At 68.6% G+C, this 21,370-nt stretch carries 20 protein-coding genes; 14 read left to right on the forward strand and 6 right to left on the reverse strand.

Going from position 1 to position 21,370, the window contains the following annotated elements; genetic code table 11:
* The first annotated feature begins 18 nt into the window (after positions 1 to 18).
* From ACZ3HV_RS34845 to ACZ3HV_RS34880, 8 genes are all read left to right on the forward strand, one after another.
* Positions 19 to 1,818: an ABC transporter substrate-binding protein gene (locus tag ACZ3HV_RS34845; protein WP_465690735.1), complete on the forward strand. Its 1,800-nt coding sequence runs from the start codon at positions 19 to 21 to the stop codon at positions 1,816 to 1,818.
* Positions 1,815 to 2,840 (forward strand): ABC transporter permease, encoded by a 1,026-nt coding sequence (locus ACZ3HV_RS34850; RefSeq protein WP_465690737.1) that lies wholly within the window; start codon positions 1,815 to 1,817, stop codon positions 2,838 to 2,840. Before ACZ3HV_RS34845 ends, ACZ3HV_RS34850 begins: the two co-directional genes overlap by 4 nt.
* On the forward strand, positions 2,837 to 3,721 hold the full coding sequence (locus ACZ3HV_RS34855) for an ABC transporter permease (protein ID WP_465690739.1): 885 nt from the start codon (positions 2,837 to 2,839) through the stop codon (positions 3,719 to 3,721). The genes ACZ3HV_RS34850 and ACZ3HV_RS34855 overlap by 4 nt, the downstream gene beginning before the upstream one ends.
* Positions 3,721 to 4,671 carry an ABC transporter ATP-binding protein gene (locus ACZ3HV_RS34860; protein WP_465690741.1) on the forward strand — a complete coding sequence of 317 codons (951 nt, stop codon included), beginning with the start codon at positions 3,721 to 3,723 and terminating at the stop codon, positions 4,669 to 4,671. Before ACZ3HV_RS34855 ends, ACZ3HV_RS34860 begins: the two co-directional genes overlap by 1 nt.
* A 3-nt stretch (positions 4,672 to 4,674) precedes the next feature.
* Positions 4,675 to 5,613 carry an ABC transporter ATP-binding protein gene (locus ACZ3HV_RS34865; protein WP_465690743.1) on the forward strand — a complete coding sequence of 313 codons (939 nt, stop codon included), beginning with the start codon at positions 4,675 to 4,677 and terminating at the stop codon, positions 5,611 to 5,613.
* A gap of 233 nt (positions 5,614 to 5,846) precedes the next feature.
* On the forward strand, positions 5,847 to 6,182 hold the full coding sequence (locus ACZ3HV_RS34870; RefSeq protein WP_360363709.1) for an ArsR/SmtB family transcription factor: 336 nt from the start codon (positions 5,847 to 5,849) through the stop codon (positions 6,180 to 6,182).
* Complete coding sequence (locus ACZ3HV_RS34875) at positions 6,179 to 6,979, forward strand: VOC family protein (protein WP_465690745.1); 801 nt, start codon at positions 6,179 to 6,181, stop codon at positions 6,977 to 6,979. The genes ACZ3HV_RS34870 and ACZ3HV_RS34875 overlap by 4 nt, the downstream gene beginning before the upstream one ends.
* Positions 6,976 to 7,674 carry a phosphotransferase family protein gene (locus ACZ3HV_RS34880; RefSeq protein ID WP_465690747.1) on the forward strand — a complete coding sequence of 233 codons (699 nt, stop codon included), beginning with the start codon at positions 6,976 to 6,978 and terminating at the stop codon, positions 7,672 to 7,674. The genes ACZ3HV_RS34875 and ACZ3HV_RS34880 overlap by 4 nt, the downstream gene beginning before the upstream one ends.
* Here ACZ3HV_RS34880 and ACZ3HV_RS34885 read toward each other — a convergent pair.
* The 5 genes from ACZ3HV_RS34885 to ACZ3HV_RS34905 are packed head-to-tail and all read right to left on the reverse strand — an operon-like array spanning position 7,671 to position 12,709.
* The gene (locus ACZ3HV_RS34885) at positions 7,671 to 8,963 is read right to left on the reverse strand and encodes a DUF58 domain-containing protein (protein ID WP_465690749.1); all 1,293 of its coding nucleotides are present in this window, start codon (positions 8,961 to 8,963) and stop codon (positions 7,671 to 7,673) included. The two genes, ACZ3HV_RS34880 and ACZ3HV_RS34885, sit on opposite strands and share 4 nt — an antisense overlap.
* Positions 8,963 to 9,934 (reverse strand): AAA family ATPase, encoded by a 972-nt coding sequence (locus ACZ3HV_RS34890; protein ID WP_465690751.1) that lies wholly within the window; start codon positions 9,932 to 9,934, stop codon positions 8,963 to 8,965. Before ACZ3HV_RS34890 ends, ACZ3HV_RS34885 begins: the two co-directional genes overlap by 1 nt.
* Positions 9,931 to 11,073, reverse strand: coding sequence for a DUF4350 domain-containing protein (locus ACZ3HV_RS34895; RefSeq protein WP_465690753.1), 1,143 nt, complete (start codon positions 11,071 to 11,073; stop codon positions 9,931 to 9,933). The genes ACZ3HV_RS34890 and ACZ3HV_RS34895 overlap by 4 nt, the downstream gene beginning before the upstream one ends.
* Positions 11,070 to 11,672 (reverse strand): DUF4129 domain-containing protein, encoded by a 603-nt coding sequence (locus ACZ3HV_RS34900; RefSeq protein WP_465690755.1) that lies wholly within the window; start codon positions 11,670 to 11,672, stop codon positions 11,070 to 11,072. The genes ACZ3HV_RS34895 and ACZ3HV_RS34900 overlap by 4 nt, the downstream gene beginning before the upstream one ends.
* A 20-nt stretch (positions 11,673 to 11,692) precedes the next feature.
* A complete protein-coding gene (locus ACZ3HV_RS34905) occupies positions 11,693 to 12,709 on the reverse strand; it encodes a hypothetical protein (protein ID WP_465690756.1) in 1,017 nt (338 codons plus the stop codon).
* A gap of 220 nt (positions 12,710 to 12,929) precedes the next feature.
* On the opposite strand from ACZ3HV_RS34905, the gene mtrA reads away from it, so the two are divergent.
* The 6 genes from mtrA to ACZ3HV_RS34935 all read left to right on the forward strand — a co-directional run bounded on the left by mtrA (position 12,930) and on the right by ACZ3HV_RS34935 (position 20,336).
* Positions 12,930 to 13,607, forward strand: coding sequence for an MtrAB system response regulator MtrA (gene mtrA, locus ACZ3HV_RS34910; RefSeq protein ID WP_131345780.1), 678 nt, complete (start codon positions 12,930 to 12,932; stop codon positions 13,605 to 13,607).
* Between the two features lie 95 nt (positions 13,608 to 13,702).
* Entirely contained in the window at positions 13,703 to 15,379 is a 1,677-nt protein-coding gene (gene mtrB, locus ACZ3HV_RS34915) for an MtrAB system histidine kinase MtrB (RefSeq protein WP_465690758.1), read from the forward strand.
* Positions 15,376 to 17,151 (forward strand): LpqB family beta-propeller domain-containing protein, encoded by a 1,776-nt coding sequence (locus ACZ3HV_RS34920; protein WP_465690760.1) that lies wholly within the window; start codon positions 15,376 to 15,378, stop codon positions 17,149 to 17,151. Before mtrB ends, ACZ3HV_RS34920 begins: the two co-directional genes overlap by 4 nt.
* A gap of 77 nt (positions 17,152 to 17,228) precedes the next feature.
* Entirely contained in the window at positions 17,229 to 17,927 is a 699-nt protein-coding gene (locus tag ACZ3HV_RS34925) for a ComF family protein (RefSeq protein WP_465690762.1), read from the forward strand.
* Between the two features lie 250 nt (positions 17,928 to 18,177).
* Positions 18,178 to 18,798: a ribosome hibernation-promoting factor, HPF/YfiA family gene (gene hpf / locus ACZ3HV_RS34930; RefSeq protein ID WP_465690763.1), complete on the forward strand. Its 621-nt coding sequence runs from the start codon at positions 18,178 to 18,180 to the stop codon at positions 18,796 to 18,798.
* Between the two features lie 191 nt (positions 18,799 to 18,989).
* Positions 18,990 to 20,336, forward strand: a complete 1,347-nt coding sequence (locus ACZ3HV_RS34935; protein WP_465690765.1) for a ferredoxin reductase family protein — start codon at positions 18,990 to 18,992, stop codon at positions 20,334 to 20,336.
* On the opposite strand, the gene ACZ3HV_RS34940 is transcribed toward ACZ3HV_RS34935, so the two are convergent.
* The gene (locus ACZ3HV_RS34940; protein ID WP_465690767.1) at positions 20,333 to 21,148 is read right to left on the reverse strand and encodes a S1 family peptidase; all 816 of its coding nucleotides are present in this window, start codon (positions 21,146 to 21,148) and stop codon (positions 20,333 to 20,335) included. The two genes, ACZ3HV_RS34935 and ACZ3HV_RS34940, sit on opposite strands and share 4 nt — an antisense overlap.
* Between the last annotated feature and the right edge of the window lie 222 nt (positions 21,149 to 21,370).

Raw genomic sequence — 21,370 nt, forward strand, 5'->3', positions numbered from 1 at the left:
CCTGGGGAAGGTCTGGCGATGATCAGGAAGATGTTGGCCGCGGGCGCGGCGCTGTGCCTGCTGGCGTTCCTACCCGGTACGGCGCAAGCCGCGGAGCCGGGCCGCAAGGTGATCAAGATCGGCGTCACCCAGTCGGTCGACTCGATGAACCCGTTCCTGGCGGTGCGACTCGTGACCGGGTCGATCCAGCGGATGATCTACGGCTTCCTGACCGTGCCGGACTCCAAGACCCTGCAACCAAGCCCGGACCTGGCCGAGTCCTGGACGACGTCGCCGGACGGGCTGACCTGGACGTTCAAGATCCGCCAGGCGAAGTGGTCGGACGGGCAGCCGATCACGGCCGACGACGCGGCCTGGACGTTCAACAAGATGATGACCGACGACAGCGCCAAGACCGGCAACGGACCGGCGGTCGAGAACTTCGCCGGCGTCACCGCGAACGGCCAGGACCTCACGATCAAGCTCAAGGCCCCGCAGGCGTCGATGCTGGACAACCCGGTGCCGATCATGCCCAAGCACGTCTGGGAGAAGGTCACGAACATCGGCGAGTACGACGCCGAGGTCTACCCGACCGTGGGCAGCGGCCCGTACGTCGCCGTGGAGCACAAGAAGGACCAGTTCGTCCGGCTCGAGGCGAACCCGGACTACTGGCGCGGCCGGCCGAAGATCGACGAGCTGCAGGTGATCTTCTACGACAACCCGGCGGCCTCGATCGTCGGGCTGAAGAAGGGCGACATCGACCTGATCGGCCGGCTCAACCCGCCGGACTTCGAGTCGCTGAAGGGCGATGACAACATCGTCCAGTGGAACACGCAGGGCCGTCGGGCGACGTACCTCCAGATCAACCACGGCGCCACCACCAGCGACAACAAGCCGATCGGTGACGGTCACCCGGCGCTGAAGGATCCGAAGGTGCGGACCGCGCTGCACTACGCGATCGACAAGCAGAAGCTGGTCGACGAGGTGCAGAACGGGCTGGCCAAGCCGGCCGACGGCTCGATCATTCCGCCGCTGTACAAGGACTTCTTCTGGGAGGCGTCCGGCGACGAGAAGGTCTCCTTCGACCTCGCCAAGGCCAACAAGATCCTGGACGACGCGGGCTACAAGAAGGGGCCGGACGGCGTACGGACGATGCCCGACGGATCGCGGAAGCTGCAGTTCCGGTTCAGCATCCACACCGACACACCGATCGAGGACAAGCTGTCGGAGTACCTGACCGGCTGGTTCAAGGAGATCGGGATCACCCTGACCACCAAGCGACTCGACTCCAGCAAGTTCAGCGAGGAGACCGGGACGACGGCGCTGTTCGACATCGCGATCAGCGGCTGGTCGGTGAACCCCGACCCTGAGGAGGTGCTCGGCACGCACCTGTGCAGCCGGCGTCCGACGGCGACCGGCCAGGGCGGCGGGACGGAGTCGTTCTACTGCGACCCGCAGTACGAGGACCTCTACCTGCAGCAGCAGAAGGAGCTCGACCGGCCGAAGCGGGCCGACACCATCAAGAAGATGGAGGAGCGGCTCTACACCGACGCGCCGGTGATCGCGCTGTACTACCCGAACGACCTCGAGGGCTATCGCAAGGACCGGATCGCCAGCATCACGCCGATCCCGGAGGACAAGGGCCTGCTGTACGGCGGATCCGGGTACTGGCCGTTCTACACGCTGGAAGCCGTGTCGCACGACGGTACGGGCGCGAGTGATGACGGCGGATCGAGCACCGGTGTGATCGCGGGCGTCGCGGGTGGTGTCGCCGTACTGGCCATCGGTGGGTTCCTCGTACTGCGACGCCGCCAGGGCGCGGCCGACGAGCGCGAATGAGTGTTCTGGAATCTGGGGCGCTTGAAGAAGCCCCGACCCGCCATGGTCTGCTGCGGTACGCGGCGACCAAGGCGGGCGGGGCCCTGCTCAGCATCGCGATGGTGATCGTCGCGACGTTCTTCCTGTTCCGGATGCTGCCCGGCGATCCGGTCCGGGCGCTCGCGCAGGGCCGGAACATGACGCCGGAACAGCTCGACCTGGAACGGGCCCGGCTCGGGCTGGACAAGTCGATCCCCGAACAGTTCGTGCATTTCGTCAAGCAGACGGTGCAGTTCGACCTCGGCGTCTCCTACGAGTACAAGCGTCCGGTCGTCGACCTGATCGGGGAGCGGATCGGGTCGACCCTGCTGCTCACCGGTACGGCGTTGGTGATGGCGGTCAGCCTGGGGATCTGGCAAGGCGCCCGCGCCGGCTGGAGGCCGGGCAGCCGGTTCGACAAGATCTCGACCGCGATCTCGCTGGTGCTGTGGTCGGTGCCGACGTTCTGGCTGGGATTGCTTCTGCTGATGGTGTTCGCGGCCGGGGTCGGGCCGATCCCCGGGATCTTCCCGACCCGGGGCAACTCGAGTGTCGACAAGCCGGACGGGATCGCCGGCGTACTGGATGTCGCGCAGCACATGGTGCTGCCGTGTCTGACGCTCGTCGCCGTCGTGTACGCGCAGTACCTGCTGGTGATGCGATCGTCGGTGCTGGACGAGCTCGGGCAGGACTACATCACCACGGCCCGGGCGAAGGGGCTGCGGGACGACGACATCCGGCGTCGGCACGCCGTACCGAACGCGTTGCTGCCGACGGTGACGCTGGTGTTCATGCGGATCGGGTTCGTGGTCGGCGGTGCGGTGACGGTCGAGGCGATCTTCAGCTGGCCGGGGCTCGGGCAGTTGTTCTACGAGGCGATCCGGGTTCCGGACTTCACGTTGATGCAGGGCACGTTCCTGCTGATCACGGTCTCGGTGATCCTGATGAACACGCTGGCGGACGTGGTCTACCACGTGCTGGATCCACGGGTGAGGTCGGCATGAGCAGTGTTACGTGGGTCCGTCGTCGCCGGGCGGTGTCGCGTTTCTGGACCGACTTCCGGGGGCATCGGGCCGGGATGGCGGGGCTGGTGATCCTTACTGCTGCCGTCGTACTGGCGTTGGCGGCACCGCTGTTCATCGACGCCGGAGTGACGAACGTGGTCAGCGGGACGGGCGCGAAGATGGCGCCACCGAGTCTCGACGATCCGCTCGGGACCGATGAGTCCGGGCGGTCGGTGCTGCTGATGATCTGGTGGGGTTCGCGGACCTCGTTGCTGATCGGATTCCTCGCCGCGCTGCTGAGCATGGTGATCGGGACCGTGCTCGGGATCGCAGCCGGGCACTTCCGGCGCTGGACCGGAGCAGTCATCCTCCGGGTGACCGACTGGTTCCTGGTGCTGCCGTCACTCGTCACCGCGCTGGTGCTGGCGGCGATCCTCGGTGGGAGTACGGCGACCATCATCGTCGCGATCGGGGTGACGTCCTGGCCGTCGACGGCCAGGCTGATTCGCGCGCAGACGCTGGCGGTGGAGGCACGTCCGTACATCGAACGGTCGCTCGCCCTCGGCGCCGGGCACTGGCACATCACCACCCGGCATGTGCTGCCCAACGTCGCACCGTTGCTGTTGGCAAGCACCACGCTGGAGGTGGCGAGCGCGATCGTGACCGAGTCGACGCTCGCGTTCCTCGGCGTCAGTGCGAACAAGACCTCCTGGGGGACGATGCTGCGTGGCTCTTACGACTGGGGTGCGGCCACCGCGGGAGCGTGGTGGTACATCCTCCTACCCGGCCTGTGCATCGTGATCGTCGTCATGGCTTTCACCTTGTGTGGAAGGGCTTTGGAGAGCGTGCTGAATCCCCGGCTGCGGACGAGGGCGGTGTGATGAGTCTGCTCGAATTGGACGACCTGTCCGTGACCTATCAGCTCGCCGCCGGCGAGGTCCCCGCCGTACGAGGAGTCTCGCTCTCGCTGGCGGCCGGCGAGGCCGTCGGGCTGGCGGGCGAGTCGGGTTCCGGGAAGTCGTCGGTGGCGCTCGCCTTGCTGCGGTTGCTGCCGCGGTCGGCGCGCGTGTCGGGGCGGGTGCTGCTCGACGGCGACGACGTACTCGCGATGAAGTGGGGCCGGCTGCGGGCGGTCCGGTGGTCATCGGCGTCCATCGTGTTCCAGGGTGCGCAGCACGGGTTGAACCCGGTGCAGCGGCTCGGTGATCAGATCGCCGAGCCGTTGCTGGTGCATCGGCTGGCGTCGGGTTCCCAGGCCGCTACGAGGGTGCGGGAACTGCTGGAGCAGGTGGGGTTGCCGGCCTGGCGGGCGCGGAGCTATCCGCACGAGCTGAGTGGTGGCCAACGGCAACGAGTCATGATCGCTATGGCGCTCGCCTGCTCGCCGCGACTCATCATCGCCGACGAACCCACCACAGCCCTCGACCTGATGGTCCAGGCGCAGGTGCTCACCCTCATCCAGCAGTTGATCGCCGAACACGGCATCTCGCTGCTGATGATCTCCCACGACCTCTCCGTCCTCGCCGACGTGTGCGACCGGCTCGCGGTCATGTACGCGGGGCGGCTCGTGGAGTCCGGTCCGTCGTCAGGACGGTTCCGGCACCCGTACAGCCAGGCCCTGGCCGCGGCATTCCCCACCGTCGGGGATCCCGCATCCCGGCTCGCGCCGCGCGGGCTCGCCGGAGACCCACCGGATCCGCAGGAACTGCCGGGCGGCTGTTCGTTCCATCCGCGCTGCCCGGTGGCGCTGGAGTCGTGCTCTTCGGTTGACATCGATTTGCGTGCGGCCGGTGCGGATCGGATCGCCGCCTGTGTTCTGGTGGGGGACTGACCATTGCTTGAGGCAACTGATCTGAAGGTGGAGTTCCCGGGACGTGACGGCCGCCGGGCGCGTGCGGTCGACGGGGTGAACCTGTCCGTCGGCGCGGGCGAGATCGTGGCGCTGGTGGGCGAATCCGGCTGCGGCAAGACGACTCTCGCGCGTACCCTGCTCGGTCTCGAACGGCCGACGTCCGGTCAGGTCACGTACGACGGGAAGCCCCTGAGCTACACGGGTCGCGCGTTGCGTGCCTTCCGTCACCAGGTCCAGCTGGTGCTCCAGGATCCGATGGGTTCGCTCAATCCGCGGCAGACCGTGTACGAGGTCGTTGCCGAAGGCCCGCGGATCCACGGCTTGCCGGACGAGGAGTCGGTGGTTTCAGCGGCCCTGTCCCGCGCCGGCCTGCGCCCACCGGAACGGTTCTTCCTGCGCTATCCGCACGAGCTGTCCGGCGGTCAGCGTCAACGTGTGGTGATCGCCGGTGCGCTGGCCCTGAACCCCAAGGTCCTGATCGCCGACGAGCCGGTCGCGTCCCTCGACGCCTCCGTCCGCGGTGAGATCCTGTCGCTTCTGCTGCGGTTGCGCGACGACCTCGGCCTGTCCGCGCTAGTCGTCACCCACGACCTCGGCCTCGCCTGGAACATCGCCGACCGCGTCGCGGTCATGTACCTAGGCCGCATCGTCGAATCCGGCCCCACCGAAGACGTCCTCACCAGTCCCCAGCACCCGTACACCCAAGCCCTGCTCTCCGTCCTCCCCGAATCCCCCGAACGCATCATCCTCACCGGCGAACCCCCCGACCCCACCCGAATCCCCACCGGCTGCCGCTTCCACCCCCGCTGCCCCCTGGCAACCACCACCGAAGGCTGCACCACGACCACACTCCAAATCCTGCCTGCAGTCAGCGACCCCCAGGTCGCCTGCCACCTCACCCCAGTCACCACCCCCACCTGACTCCGAGGGACCACCGCCGTACGCCCGCCCGCCGCTCCCCGACGTACGAGCTCTCCCCACCGAGCCGACCTGGGCCAACCCTCCAACTGAAGGGATAACCCCCGAGTTGGAGGGTTGCCCACTGAGAATCTGAGCGGGCAACCCTCCAGCTCAGGGGCTAACCCCTGAGGTTCCGCCTCTCCCGGTGCTTCAGGTTGTTGACAATAGTTATGCTGACGGTTAACTATTGCGGGATGGTGGAAGATCAGGTGGATCGGTTTTTTGAGGTGTTGGCTGATCCGACTCGGCGGCAGGTGGTGCGGTTGCTGGGTGAGGGGCCGCGGCGGGCGGGGCAGCTGGCCGCCGCGACCGGCGCGTCGTCGCCGGCGATGAGTCGGCATCTGCGGATCCTGCTGGCGGCCGGGCTGGTCGCCGACGAGCGGGTGCCGGACGACGCCCGGGTCCGGGTCTTCCGGCTGAACCCCGAGCCCGTGGTCGCGGTGCAGGCCTGGCTCGATCAGGTGCAGGCGCACTGGCGCGAGCAACTGGGCTCGTTCAAACGACACGTCGAGCAGAAGGAGTCGTCATGACCGCACAATCCGCCACGGCGTCCGTCGAGGTCGCCGCCGATCCGTCGACCGCGTTCCGCATCTTCACCGAAGAGATCGACCTGTGGTGGGTCCGCGGCCCGATCAACTTCTTCGACGCCGCCCGGGCTACCGCGATGCAGATCGAGCCCGGCGTCGGCGGCCGGATCCTCGAGGTCTACTCGCCGCCGGACGACGTACTCGAGCTGGGCACGATCACCGACTGGGAGCCCGGCGCGCTGTTCGCGTACCGCAGTTCGGTCGACGACACCGAGACCCGGATCAGCTTCGACGCTTTCGACAGCGGGACCCGGGTGACCGTCGTACAGTCACTCGTCCCCGGTGGCGAGAAGGCCTTCTACTTCTGGCCCAACGTCATTCACTGGCTCCCCGCGTGGGTCGGCCGGCGCGACAGCGCGCCGCGCACTCCCCGCGAGCTCGATCGGCTCGCGATCGCCTTGTACTACGAGGATCCAGCAGCCGCGGCCCGGTGGCTGCACACCGTCTTCGGCCTGGACTCCTGGGACAAGATCCCCGCCGAGGGTACGGATCCGTCCTGGATCGAACTGCAGGTGGGTACTCGCGCGATCCTGCTCTTCAAGCTGACCGAGAAGCGCGCCGCGCAGCTGGACCACAGCGTCTGGGTGTACGTCGACGACCTCGACGCCCACTTCGCCCACACCCAGTCCAACGGCGCCAAGATCCTCAGCGAGATCCACCAGCACGGCTACCGCTGCTACGAAGCCGAGGACCTCGAAGGCCACCACTGGACCTTCGCCCAAGCCCGCCCCACCATGTGATCCCGCTGACCGGAGGCCGCCTCACCCAGGGCGTCGTACGCATCGAAGACACCGTACGACGCCCTGCGTCGGCGGAGTCCGCCTTCACCGCCGAGCTTCTCCACTTGCTCGAGGCACAAGGCTTCGCTGGAGCACCACGGCACCTCGGCCAGGACGACGAGGGCCGCGACATCCTCACCTATCTCGACGGCTGGGTCCCGCCGAGGTTCCAGCGCTGGCAAGACGACCAGCTAGCCGCCGCCGGCGCACTACTCCGCGCCTTCCACGACGCCACCCGCGGGAGCCGGCTCGCCGGCCATCATCCCGTCGTCTGCCACCACGACCCGGGCCCGAACAACTTCGTCTTCCGCGACAACCGCCCCGTCGCCCTGATCGACTTCGACACCGCTGAACCGGGAAGCCCGCTCGAGGACATCGGCTACGCGGCCTGGACCTGGTGCATAGCCTCGAAGTACGACGACCCCGAGCGCCAGGCCGCCCAAGTCAGAGTCCTCGCCGACGCCTACGGCCTCACCGCCCCGCAACGGACCGCCGTCGTCGACGCCACGATGGAGCAACAACTCCGCAACGCCCGCGTCTGGACCGAGGTCGACGCCGAAGTGACGGACCGCCAACGTGCCGAACGCATCACCTGGTCCCGCCGCGAACACACCTTCACAGCAGCCAACAGGCACATCTTCGAAGCAGCGCTCTAGAGGCGGCCGGCCTTTTTGAGGGATAGGTAGGTGTCGGCCAGTGCGGGGGCTATGTGGTCGGGGTTTTCGTCTACTACCGTGACGCCGGCTCGGGTGAGGATGGCGGTGACGCGTTCGCGGTCGAGGCGGGTGCGGGCGGCGGACGCGGCGGCGTAGACCTCGGGGAGGTCGGTGCGGGCGGACTCGAGTTCGGTGAGGCGCGGGTCGGCGACCGAGGCGAGGACGATGACGTGGCGGCGGAGCAGCGGGCCGATCACGGGGAGCAGGGACTCCTCGATGACGGCGGGGTCGAGGCCGGTCAGCAACACCACGAGGGAGCGCTGGCCGAGTCGTTCGAGGACCTGCGAGACGACGACACGGAAGTCGGTCTGGACGAGTTCGGCCTCGACGTTCGCCAGCGCGTTCACGAACGACGGCAGCACGTCTTCCGGGGCAGGCCGTCGTACGTCGGCCCGTACTGCGGAATCGCAAGCCAGCAAGGAAACCCGGTCACCCGCGCGGGTGGCGAGTGCCGCCAGCAACAACGCCGCATCCATCGCGTGGTCGAGGCGTGGCGCGTCACCGACCCGGCCCGCGGACATCCGGCCGGAGTCGATCACAATGGCGACCTGCCGATCGCGCTCCGGTCGCCAGGTCCGCAGTACGACGTTGCCGCGCCGAGCCGTCGCCCGCCAGTCGATACTGCGTACGTCGTCCCCCGGCACGTAGTCACGCAAGGAGTCGAACTCCGTGCCCTGCCCCCGCACCAGCAACGCCGTACGCCCGTCCAGCTCCCGCAACCGCGCCAACCGCGACGGCAGGTGCTTCCGGCTCTTGAACGGCGGCAACGCCCGCACAGTCCACGGCACCTGATGCGACCCCTGCCGACCAGCGAAACCCAGCGGGCCGATGGACCGGACCGTCACCCGGGAAGCGTGCCGGTCACCACGCCGCGTCGGTACCAGATGCGTCGCCAGCCGCCGCCGTTCCCCAGCAGGCAGGTCCAGCTTGTGCGGCGGATCCAGTACGCCGGCCGACGGCGGCCACGCGTCCCGCAGCAACCCCCGCACCCGCCGACCCGGATTCGCGACCAGCAACTGAACCACAGCCTGCTCACCGAGTCGTACGGCGTTGTCGCCCTCACGACTCAGCTGCAGCCGCCGAGGCGACCCGGCCAGCAGCATGTCGACCGCGCACACCACCAGCACGACCGCGACCACCACGCCGACCCCACTCCAGCTAGGCATCACCAGAGCGACGAAGACGACCCCGGCCGCAGCCAGTAGAGCGGCCCTGCCCGTCAGAACCATCAGCGTGGTACCGGCACCGTGGCCAGTACGCTCTCCAGCACCGCATCGGCGCTGACGCCCTCGAGCTCCGCCTCCGGCCGCACCTGCACTCGATGCCGAAGGCAAGGACGCGCCATAGCTTTCACATCGTCCGGGATCACGTAGTCACGCCCGGACAACCACGCCCACGCCCGAGACACCGCGAGCAATGCGGTCGCACCGCGCGGCGACACCCCGAGCTGCAGCGACGGCGACTGCCGCGTCGCCCGGCAGAGGTCCACCACGTAGGCCAACACGTCCTCCCGCACTGCAACCCGTCGTACGGCGTTCTGACCGGCCAGCAGGTCCTCCGGCCCGGCCACCGGGCGCAGGCCGGCCGCCTCCAGGTCACGGGGGTCGAAGCCCTGCGCATGCCGGGCCAGTACGGCGATCTCGGCGTCGCGCGGCGGGATGTCGAGGGTCACCTTGAGCAGGAAGCGGTCGAGCTGGGCCTCCGGCAACGGATAGGTGCCCTCGTACTCGATCGGGTTCTGGGTCGCGGCCACGACGAACGGTGCCGGCAGTTTGCGTGGTTCGCCGTCCACGGTGACCTGGCGTTCCTCCATCGCCTCCAGCAGCGCGGCCTGCGTCTTCGGTGGGGTCCGGTTGATCTCGTCGGCCAGCAGGATGTTCGTGAACACGGGTCCTTTCCGGAACTCGAACTGACTGGTCTTCGCGTCGTACACGAGCGATCCGGTGACGTCACCCGGCATCAGGTCCGGTGTGAACTGCACGCGCTTGGTCTCCAGCCGCATGGCCATCGAGAGTGCGCGCACCATCAGCGTCTTCGCCGTACCGGGCACGCCCTCCAGCAGCACGTGGCCACGGCAGAGCAGGGCGAGCACCAAGGCGGTCACCGCGGTGTCCTGACCGACCACCGCCTTGCCGATCTCGGTCCGCAGCGCCGCCAGCGCCTGCCTGGCCTGATCGGCGCTGACCTCGGTAGTCGTCACGTGCTTCGTACCTCCTGGGTCAGTACGTCGAGTTCATGGGACAAGGACATCAGTGCGGCGTCACTGAGTGGTGGAAGGCCGTAGAGGAGTTCGTAGAGCGTGGCCGGGTCCCGGCCGGTCCGAGCGGCCACGGTTGCCACCACCGCCGACGGGTCGGCCCGTCGGGGGATGCCATGCGCCTTGTGTAGCTTGCCGAGGGCAGACTCGCGCAGCGCCGCGGCAGCACGGTCCCGAGCGCGTGAGCGCCGGTAGAGCCGCGCTCTGCCCTCAGTGGTCTCCGCAGCATGCACGATGACCGGAAGCCGCTCCGCAATCACCGGACCGAGCCGACGCCCCCGCCAGAGCGCCACGACCAGTACGGCGAACGCCAGCGCCCAGCCGATGTAGCGAACATCCGGCGGGATCAACGGTGGACCGTCGGACTCCTCGTCGTCGAAACCACTGGACTCCCACTGCGGCAGGTACCAGGTCAGCTCCTGGTTGGTGCCCAGCAGGTTGAGCGCCAGCGCCGCATTGCCGTCCTCAGCGAGCTCTGCGTTGGTGAACGAGCGCGGAGTGCCCACGACATCGACGATCCGGTCGCCTGTGTCCAGCCGGATCACCGTGTTGTTGATGCCGTCGCCATAGCAGCGCTGCGCAGTACTCGGAGCGGAGTACGTCGACCCGCCGACCGTCACCGTGCCCGCCTTCACCGCGGCCGGTAGCTCGCAGCCGGGTCCGCGACTACCCGACGACAGCACCTGTCCGGTGTCGTGCACACCCGGTGCGAGGATCTCCAAGGCCCGTGAGCCCGGGCGGATCAGGACGAGGTGACTCCACCGCGCATCCGCGATCCGCGTCCAGTCGTCGCGATCCAAAGACCCCGCCGGGCCGATGACGAGCGTCTTGCCGTTGCCGGATTGCACTGCGTCTTCCAGGACCTCAGTGCCGTGCACATTGACACTGTGGTTCTTCAGCAGCGTCGCCAGGGCACGTGCACCGTCCGACTCGGTGGAGTCCGGACTGAACGGCCCTGACGTCCGTGCGGTCGTCGCGATCATGACGATGATCGCGATCAGCACTATGGCTCCGGTGACGAGCAATGGTGTCCGCAGCACACGCCAGCTCTCGCCGGCACCGCGTCCAACCGCCGTACTCAAGTCAGCACCCGAGCAGTCCGCGCTGCGTCGTCGGCCGCCACGACAGCGGCGTACCGCTCCGTCGTTCCGGCACGGTTGCCATAGACAACCTCAGTGAAGGCCAGTGCGGCCGGCTGCAGTGGCTCCCGCAGCGCCGGCACGGTACGACCGGCGTCCGCGACCACCTCGTACGCCGTCCGGCCGGCGCGCCCATCCAGAATCGTGCGTTCGGTGAGCTCGGAGACGCAGGCTCGGAAGCGACTGCGGATCGCGAGCGCATAGTCGCCGGAGGCAGCCTCTCGCTCCGACTGGGCGCGGTACTCGGCCGCTGTGCGCGGCTTGGCCGTGTCGAAGACCGCCTGCGGCGTGCGGCGACTGGTCCGCAGTACGCCGGCCCGCCACAGCACCACGATCACGATGAGCGCGAGCAGGCCGATCAGCATGGCCAGACCGGCGTGACCGTTGGGGGAGGAGCCAGTGAGGCTGTCCAGCAGGTCACCGATCCACTCCAGCACCTTGCCGATCGCCCTCCCGATGAGCGAGCCACCGGACTGCCGGTACGCCGACTTGGACAGCTCCTGCGCCGCCTCCTGCGCAGCCTGGTCCCGCCCGATGTCCACAGGCGGCTCCTGGAGGAAGATCACGAGCCACCCCCAGAGCGCAGCACCGGACGCATCCACAGGTCCAGGCCTTCCCGGCGTACCCGGAGGTCCAGATAGATCAGCGCCTGGACAGCGGACATGAACGCGAGGCTGGCGATCAGCGTCAGCACAGTCGCGATACCGGCGGCCGCACCCAGCGCGATCGCTACCGCTGTGGCCCCGCTGCCCTCGCTGCTGTCCGCCCACGAACCAACCGTGAACACGAGCGTCGAGATCCCGAACTGCAAGGCGTACCCGACGATGTTCACCACGAGCCCCCCGAACAGCAGGATGCCGAACACCCGCCAGAACTTGCCCTTCACCAGCTGCCATGACCGTCGCAGCGCACCCCAGATCCCCACTCTGACACCGATGTAGAGCCCGATGTCCGGCGCGTGTCGGCCCTCCATCAGTACGACGGTCCCGGCCAGCACCAGGCGGACACCGAAGATCAGCACGAGCGCTCCGCCGGCCAGCATCATCGCCACGGCCACGGCACCGGCCACATCGGAGGAGATCGCCGCATCCGCGCCCGTACCGATCCCGATCACCGCCAGCCCCCAGCCGCCGATCAGCAGCACGAACGACAGCGACTGCACCAGGCCGACCGCGGCCAGTGCGGGCAGGGCCGGCCGGACCAGCCGCAGAAGCTCCCGCGGACCGACCCGGTGGGCCAGCTGGCTCCGCACCGCGGCCAGAGCGATGATCCCGGCCAGCATGCTCGACACCACACTGAACAGCACGAGCTGCACGCCGTACGTGAGCAGGAGCGCCGCACCGGCCTGCTGGAACGGGTCATCCGCCCCGAAGAACCCATCCAGCCCACCTGGTACGGCTACCTGGGTCAGAGCGGCCTGCACTGCGACCAGAGCGATAGCGGCCAGCACCGGAAGGCCCAGCATGATCGTCTTGTTGTCGGAGATGGTCCGGGCCGCGTTGTCCAGCAGGTCCGCGGGCAGCCAGGGCCGCAACGGCTCCGCCGCCGCTTCCTCGTGCAAACGGATGTCGTCGGCCACTACCTGCCTCCCCTCGCTGAACCGCCGGCCCGGATTGTGCGTGAGTTGTGGTAAGCCCCGGCGATGCACCATGATCACAGCCCAACTCGGGGTCACACGGCGATCCGGCGTGTGCACTACCTGGGGGATGGGACACTATCCGTAGTGCGTACGGTCAGCATCCGCTGGGCGCACAAGATCGGACGGCAAGGAGCCAGGCGTGGCAGATGGTAACCGGACGATGAGAGGTCGAGTCCTCATCGTCGACGACGACACCGCGTTGTCGGAGATGCTCAGCATTGTGCTGCGCAACGAAGGCTATGACACGTATCTGTGCGCGACCGGTGACAAAGCGGTACCGGCGTTCCGCGAGTTCAAACCGGATCTGCTGCTGCTCGACCTGATGCTGCCCGGGATGGACGGGATCGACGTCTGCCGGGCGATCCGGGCCGAGTCCGGCGTACCGATCGTGATGCTGACCGCCAAGAGCGACACCGTCGACGTCGTGCTGGGGCTGGAGTCCGGGGCCGACGACTACGTGGTCAAGCCGTTCAAGCCCAAGGAGCTGGTGGCCCGGATCCGGGCCCGGCTGCGCCGGATGGACGAGCCCGGGCCGGAGTCGCTGACCATCGGCGACCTGACGATCGACGTGGCCGGGCATTCGGTGAAGCGGGCCGGCGAGACGATCCAGCTGACGCCGCTGGAGTTCGACCTGCTGGTCTGCCTGGCTTCCAAGCCGTGGCAGGTGTTCACCCGTGAGGTGCTGCTGGAGCAGGTCTGGGGCTACCGGCACGCGGCCGACACCCGGCTGGTGAACGTGCACGTCCAGCGGCTGCGTTCCAAGATCGAGAAGGATCCTGAGCACCCGGAGATCGTGGTCACGGTCCGCGGGGTCGGTTACAAGGCGGGTGCGGACTGATCGAGTACGGACGCGACCAAGAGTCGCCGGCTGTCGCCGAAGCTCCGGTCACACCGGGTCCGGAGCAGCAGCCGCCCGCCCCTCCCAAGCCGGAGGTGGCCGAGTCCCGTGGCACGGAGCTGGAGCTGACCGCCGCCACGGTGGACTGGCCTGCCTACCCCCAGCCGCTCTGGCGGACCCACCCCAGGCACTGGCCGGACCTCTGGCGCCGGTCCATCCAGGCCCGGATCGTCACCGGCACCCTGCTGATGTCGACCCTGGTCCTGCTGCTGGTCGGCTGGGTGATGATGAGCCAGGTCACCGACGGCGTGCTGGAGTCACGCCGTACGAGCGCGCAGGCGGAGGCGGTCGCGCAGCTCACCCAGCTGTCGAACACGATCAACGCCGCCGACCGCAACACCATCAACCAGCAGCTGTCCGAGCTGGTGCTCGGCTCCAACCGCCCCGGCCTGTACGACGTCCTCCTGGTGCCGACCGACAGCTCCAACTCCAACGCCATCCGCTACACCGGTCTGGTCGACAGCGACTCGATCCCGCAGGCGCTGGCGTCCTCGGTGACCAGTGACGAGTCCAAGCTGTACGACACCTACACCCAGATCAACTACCGCGACGGGCCCAGCGTCCCCGGCCTCGTGATCGGCTCCCAGCTCCGGATCAACTCCACCAGCGAGCGGTACGCCGTCTACTTCCTCTTCCCGCTCACCGCCCAGCAGGAGACGCTCGACGTCGTCCAGCGCGCCCTGGTGACCGCGGGACTGCTGCTGATCGTGCTGCTCGGCGCGGTGGCCTGGCTGGTCACCCGGCAGGTCGTTACGCCGGTCCGGATGGCGCGGCGGATCGCGGAGCGGCTGGCGGCCGGCAAGCTCGAGGAGCGGATGCAGGTCCGGGGCACGGACGACCTGGCCCGGCTGGCGGTCTCGTTCAACAAGATGGCGAGCAACCTGCAGCGGCAGATCCGGCGGCTGGAGGAGCTGTCCCGGCTGCAGCGCCGGTTCGTCTCCGACGTCTCGCACGAGCTGCGCACGCCACTGACCACGGTCCGGATGGCCGCCGACCTGCTGCACGAGACCCGCGACCAGTTCGACCCGATCAGCCGCCGCTCGGTGGAGCTGTTGCAGAACGAGCTCAACCGGTTCGAGGAGCTGCTCGCCGACTTGCTGGAGATCAGCCGGTTCGACGCCGGTGCGGCCGCACTGGACCTCGAGGAGGTCGACCTGCGCGACATCGTCAGCCGGGTTCTGGAGAACCACGAGACCCTGTTGCAGCGCAAGGGCTGTGCGGTCGAGCTGGACATGGCGCAGCCGTGCCGCGCCCAGGTGGACTCGCGCCGGATCGAGCGGATCCTGCGCAACCTGATCGGCAACGCCATCGAGCACAGCGAGGGCCAGCCGATCCGGATCAGTACGGCGCACGACGACGACGCCGCCGCGGTGGCCGTGCGCGACCACGGGGTCGGCTTCCGGCCCGAGGAGGCCGAGATGGTGTTCAGCCGGTTCTGGCGGGCCGACCCCGCCCGGGCCCGGACCACGGGCGGGACGGGCCTCGGCCTGTCCATCGCGCTGGAGGACGCCCGGCTGCACGGCGGCCGGCTGGATGCCTGGGGCGCACCCGGTGACGGCGCCTACTTCCGGCTCACCCTGCCGCGCCGGCCCGACATCACCCTGGCCGGATCGCCGTTGCCGGCCCGCCCGGCCGACGCGAGCCGGGTCGTCACCGAGCTGGTCGACGTGGGAGCGCCGTACCAGAAGCTGAGCGGTGGTGAGGACCGGTGAGGCGGAGACTGCTCGCGGTCGTCCTGGCCGTACTGCTCCTGGCCGGCTGCGCGACCGTGCCGACCAAGGGCACCATCCGCAGCGGTAGTCGCCAAGGCCTGGCGCCGGAGCTCGGCGGCGTCGGAGTGGAGGCGAAGCCACCCAAGGACAACCTCAAGGAAATGCAGGTGGTGACCGGGTTCCTGGAGGCCATGTCGGACTCGCAGGCCTACGACGTCGCCCGGCAGTACATGACGCCGGAAGCCGCGGCGGCGTGGAAGCCGGAGTCCCAGACCGTGGTCTACGACCAACGGCCCGACGCGCTGACGCTGCAGGGCGGTGGGGTCAAGCTCACGGCCCGCAAGATCGCGACCATCAACGACCGCGGCGAGTGGATCCCCGCGGCGGCGGACGTGCCGGCCGATTTCTTCTTCAAGCTCACCAAGGTGAACGGGCAGTTGCGCGTCGCGTCGGCGCCTCCCGGTGCCTACCTCGGCAGCAACCAGGTGGACCTCAAGCTCGCCCCGCGGGACCTGTACTTCTTCACGCAGGCGAAGGACATGCTCGTCCCCGACCCGGTCTACCTGCCGCTGAACCTGTCCTCCGGCCAGGCCGCGACCCAGCTCGTCCAGGAGCTGCTGAAGGGCCCGACCGGCCGGCTGGGCAACGGCGTGGTCACGATGGCGCAGCCTGGCACCGAGGTCCAGGTGTCCGTCCCGGTCGAGTTCGGCGTGGCGACGGTCGCACTCAACGACACGGCCGGTTCACTCCGGGAGGCGGAGCGGCGGCTGCTGGCCGCCCAGATCGTCTGGACGCTCAACCAGATCAGTCTCCGGGTCAAGATCACCGTCGGCGGCGCACCGCTGCTGCCGGACGACCCGGACGTGCTCCCGTTCTCGAACTTCAGCCAGTTCGACCCCTCCGTCCCTACCGGGGCGCTGACAGACCTGTACGGCCTGAAGGGCGGGAAGGTGCAGCGGATCGTCGGGCTGGACGGTTCGTCGGACATCGCCGCCAAGCCGCTGGACTCCAGCCAGTTGCACGCATACAACGCCGAGTCGTTCGCGGTGAATCTGCACGGTGACTCCGGCGCGATCGTGACGACCGACAAGGACGGCAACAAGCTCGTCGCGTACGCCAAGCTGGACGCGACCGACAAGGCCGACGAGGTCAAGCCGATCCCGGCGGCCGGCACGGTGCTGCCACCGAGCTACGACAACCAGGACAACCTCTGGATCATGGACAAGGCGGACAGCGCGGAACCGCGGCTCCGGGTCCGCAACCGCGACGGCGTGGTCAGCATGGTGAAGACCAGCTTCCGCGGTGATTCCCCGGTGGTGCTCAAGATGGCGCCGGACGGCGTCCGGGCCCTGATGGTGATGAAGTCCAAGGCCACCGGGCAGAACTACGTGCAGACCGGGGCCGTCCAGTACGCCAACGGCGGCAAGCAACTGCTGCTTGGGCAGTTCCGCCAGCTCCGGCTGCCGCTGACCAGCATCACCGACGCGGCCTGGAACAAGCAGGGCATCCTGGTCGTCGGCGCGAGCCCCACAGGCAACAACCCGAGTCGGCTGCCCTGGCTGGTCAACACCGACGGGTCCCGGCTGCAGTTGCTGCCCGGTTCGCTACCCGGGTTCACCGCCAAAACCGTCGCGTCCAACCCCAACAAGGACACGCTCCCGGTCATCGAGGACGTCGAAGGCAGGGTGCACTGGCTGAGCCGCGATCTGCTCTGGACGCCGATGGACGCCGACGAGAAGGACCCTCCGCTCGTTCCGGTCTATCCCGGCTGACACCCAGGTTCTCCACAGGCCACGTTGTCCACAGGCCGGCGGCCGGGTGGTTGCATTGACCGGCCGGTGCACCGATCGTGGGTGCGGTGCCGGCCCGGGACGCGTTCGTGGATCTGGTTCTGGGTGGGCGCTGCGCGGGCTGCGACCGGCCGGGTGTCACTCTCTGTGATGGTTGCCGGGGGCTACTGACGAGGCTGACTCCGTTCCGTGCCTGGCCGGACCCGCGGCCGCCCGGACTGCCGCCGCCGACCGCGAGTGCGCCGTACGCCGATGAGGTGCGGCGGCTCGTCATCGCGCACAAGGAGAACGCTCGGTACGCGCTGGCTCGACCGCTCGGCAGCGTGCTCGCGACCGCGGTGCTGAGCGCGCTGGGGGAGCGCGAGGGGGCCTGGTTGTGCCCGGTCCCATCGGCGCGGGCGACCGTCCGGCAGCGCGGTCACGACCCGTTGCGGCGCATCACGAAGGTCGCGGTACGGGCGCTGCGCAGGCAGGGGATCGACGCCCGGATCGCCGACGCGCTGCGGGTCGTACGGCGTCCGGACGACCAGGCCGGCCTGTCCGCGCAACGCCGTACCGCCAACCTGGACGGGGCTTTCGCGCTTCGTTCGCGCTGGGCTGAAACGCTGACAGATCAGCCGGTCGTGCTGGTCGACGACGTCATCACCACCGGTTCCACGCTCGCGGAGGCGTGCCGGGCCTTGGAAATCGGGGGAATCCCGGTCCTCGGATGCGCCGTACTGGCCGCGACCCGCCGGTACTCGGCGTCTGGTTCATGAGAACTTCTCTACCGGTTTTCGCCGAAGCCGACTAGCGTTGGCCCATGACACCCGCAGGGGCTTGTCGAGCAGGGATGTGGTGCAGGGCCGGATCAGCCGGAATCCTCACCGCGACCTCCGACCGGCTCGATAGCGGGTGTCTTCGTTTCGGGCGCCCCAACCGCAACCGACACAGCGAAAAGGAGTCGTTTTTCCACTCTGATGGGGGTGCGGAGACGTAACAAAGAGTCGCCGATCGATGGAGGTTTCCGTGGACGTCGTTGTCAAGGGTCATCACTGCGAGGTCAGTGACCGCTTCCGGCAGTACGTCGAGGAAAAACTCGAGCGAATCGAGAAGGTCGATCACCGAGTACTGCGGTGCGAGGTGGAAGTCAGCCAGGAGAAGAACCCGCGACAGCACGATCGGGCGATGCGTGTCGAACTCACCATGTACACCAAGGGTCCGGTGGTCCGCGCCGAAGCGTGTGGCGAGACCAAGACGGCGGCGTTCGACGTCTGCCTGGACCGGCTCCGGGCCCAGGTCCGCAAGGCGGCCGACCGCCGCCGGGTGCACCGTGGGGAGCGTGCGCCGGAAGGCCTGCGGCACGTGAACGCGAAACAGTCGGCAAACAACACAGCTCCGGAGGAGGCAGTCGCCGAGGACAAGGTGGCGACGTACAAAGTCGGATCGCTCACGGTCACCGGCGACGGACCACTGGTGATGCGCGAGAAGACCCACACCGCCAAGCCGATGTCCCTGGACCAGGCGCTCTACGAGCTCGAACTGGTCGGGCACGACTTCTACCTGTTCGTCGACGCCGACGAGAACCAGCCCAGCGTCGTCTACCGCCGACGCGGCTACGACTACGGCGTGATCCGGCTGGCCGTCTGAGACTGTCCGACCGAACAGTGTGATCTTGGGAGGAGCACCACAACAGAACGGGCCGGGCCACTGAGCCCGGCCCCTTCTTCTGCCCACGGATGACAGTCTCGTCATCCCCGCGCAGGGCTGTTCCTGCGCGTCGTGAGCGGGCGTAGCCTTCCAGAGTCCGGATTTTCCCCTGGTCCTGGAAGCAAGTCGCCATGTCCCGCCATCGAGCCTCAGCACGAGTCCGTGGCCCGCTGGCGCGGCTCGCCTGGTTCCTCTGGTATCTCGCCGTCCTGCTGGTCCCGCTGGTCCTCACCTGGGGAGTGATCGGGCCACCGGACGCCGGTGCCGGGGCTGCGCTGGTGCTGAGCGCGGGGCTGGTCGGCTTCTCCGCGCTGGTGGTGGCGGTCGCGCTACCGGCCCGGCTGCCCTGGCTGATCGCGGCCTTCGGGATCGAGACCGTGCTCGCCATCCACCGGATGGTCGCGCTGATCGCGGTGGTGCTGGTGATCGTGCATCTCGTCGCGGTGCTGTTCGTCGATCCGCGCGGCCTGACGATCCTCGAGTTCTGGAACACGACCTGGGCGGCCCGGGCGGCCGTCACGTCGACGGTCGCGCTGGTGCTGGTCGTCGTACTTGCGCTGCGACGTCCGCGCCGCCAGCCGCGCTACGAGGGCTGGCGGCTGGTTCACAACGGGCTGGTGGCGGTCGTCCTCGTCGCGGCCTGGCTGCACGTCTGGTGGCTGCGCCATCTGGTGTCGCACCTCGTCGTGGCCGGGTGGTTCGTCGCGTCCGGCCTGTTACTGGCCGGCCTGGCCGCGCGGCGCTGGATCTGGCTGCCGATCCGGTCCCGGAAGTTCGCCTACGCGGTGATGTCGGTGCGGGACGCGGCCGGTGACGGCGTGACGCTGACGATCCAGGCCGACGGTCATCCCGGCCTGTCCTTCGAGGCCGGCCAGTTCGTCTGGCTCAAGATCGGTTCGACGCCGTTCGTCTTCGAGGAACACCCGTTCAGCGTCGCCTCGTCCGCCGAACACCCGGACCGCATGGAGTTCACCATCAAGGCGCTGGGAGACTTCACCGAACTCCTCAGCGCGCTCCGCCCGGGCCGTCCGGTCTTTCTCGACGGGCCGTACGGCGGGTTCACCATCGAGGGCCTGGACGGCGCGCCCGGGTTCGTGTTCATCGGCGCCGGCGTCGGCATCACGCCGCTGCTCAGCATGCTGCGGACGCTCGCGGACCGGGCCGACCAGCGGCGGCTGTGGCTGATCGTCTCGGCCCGCACCGAGTCCGACCTGATGCTGCGGCGCGAGGTGGAGCAGGTCCGGGCGCGGCTGAACCTCAAGGTCGTCGAGGTGGTCAGCGCGCCCGAACCGGGGTGGACCGGCGAGGCCGGGCGGATCGGTCACAACCTGCTCAGCCGTAACCTCCCGCGCCGCCCGCACCGGCTCCACTACTTCCTGTGTGGTCCCCAGCCGATGGTCACCTCGGTCAGCCACGACCTGGCCGCCCTCGGCGTCCCGCTCCGCCGGATCCACACCGAACGCTTCGGTTCGGTCTAGCTGTCGATCTGGGACTGGAGTTCGGTGGCGTAGGTGGCTACCTCGGCGTAAACACCGGGGTTGCCGGCGTCCGCGCAGCCGACGCCCCAGGAGACGACGCCGAACAGGCGGCCGTTGAGGACGAGCGGGCCGCCGGAGTCGCCCTGGCAGGAGTCCTTGCCGCCGTCCTCGTAGCCGGCGCAGATCTCGCCGCCGGCGGTGTAGCCCTCACTCGCGTACGCCTGTTCGCAGTACGCGTCTCCGAGAACCGGTACGTCGACCTTCTGGAAGGTGTCCGCCGGCCCGGTGCCCTCGGTCTCACCCCAGCCGTAGACGACGGAGGCGGCGCCGGCCGTGTCCGCTGCCTTGTCTGTCTCCAGTGCAAGCGTGGGTACGCCGTCGAACGGCGTGGCCAGCGTCATCACCGCGACGTCGTGACCAGGCTGCGTGCCGTACTGCGGGTCCACCCAGATGCTGCTGACCTTGGACTCCTTGCCGGTGGACTTGTCGCTCAGCACGTCCCGGCCCTGGATGGCGGTGTACGTCGTCGCCGCCTCCTGCGCGCAGTGTGCGGCGGTGACGATCTTGTTCGCCTTCACCAGCGTCGACCCGCACCACTCCTCGGTCGGGTCGGGGGAGCCGCTGTTGGACAGCTGAATGGCCCAGGGGGTGTCCGCGGTGTGGGCGATGGTGCCGCCGACGATCCGGGTCTTGGGTCCGTCGGGCGACTGTGCGGCCGATGCGGAGCCGGCCACGGCCACCGCACCGAGGGACGCCGCGGTCAGTACGCCGGCCGCCAACACGGCCCGGACCAACTGCAATCTTCCTGTCATGCCTCACTCCAGGTTGATAGGGGCCACACGGGCGGCGTGACCTCCTCGCAGGGTCCCTTGAACACCCTCCGTAGCGCACCTCCCACTTGCGGTAACTTCCGAGTTATGGCCGGATTTTCTGTCGGAGGTGTCCGGCAGAATCCAGAGGGTGACAGTGCTTTTGGCCGGGCCTTCGGCGCCGGCGTGGTCATGGGGCCTTGGCTCCCGGCCTTCCCTCGTCGC

This window comes from Kribbella sp. NPDC020701 (genome assembly GCF_055562215.1).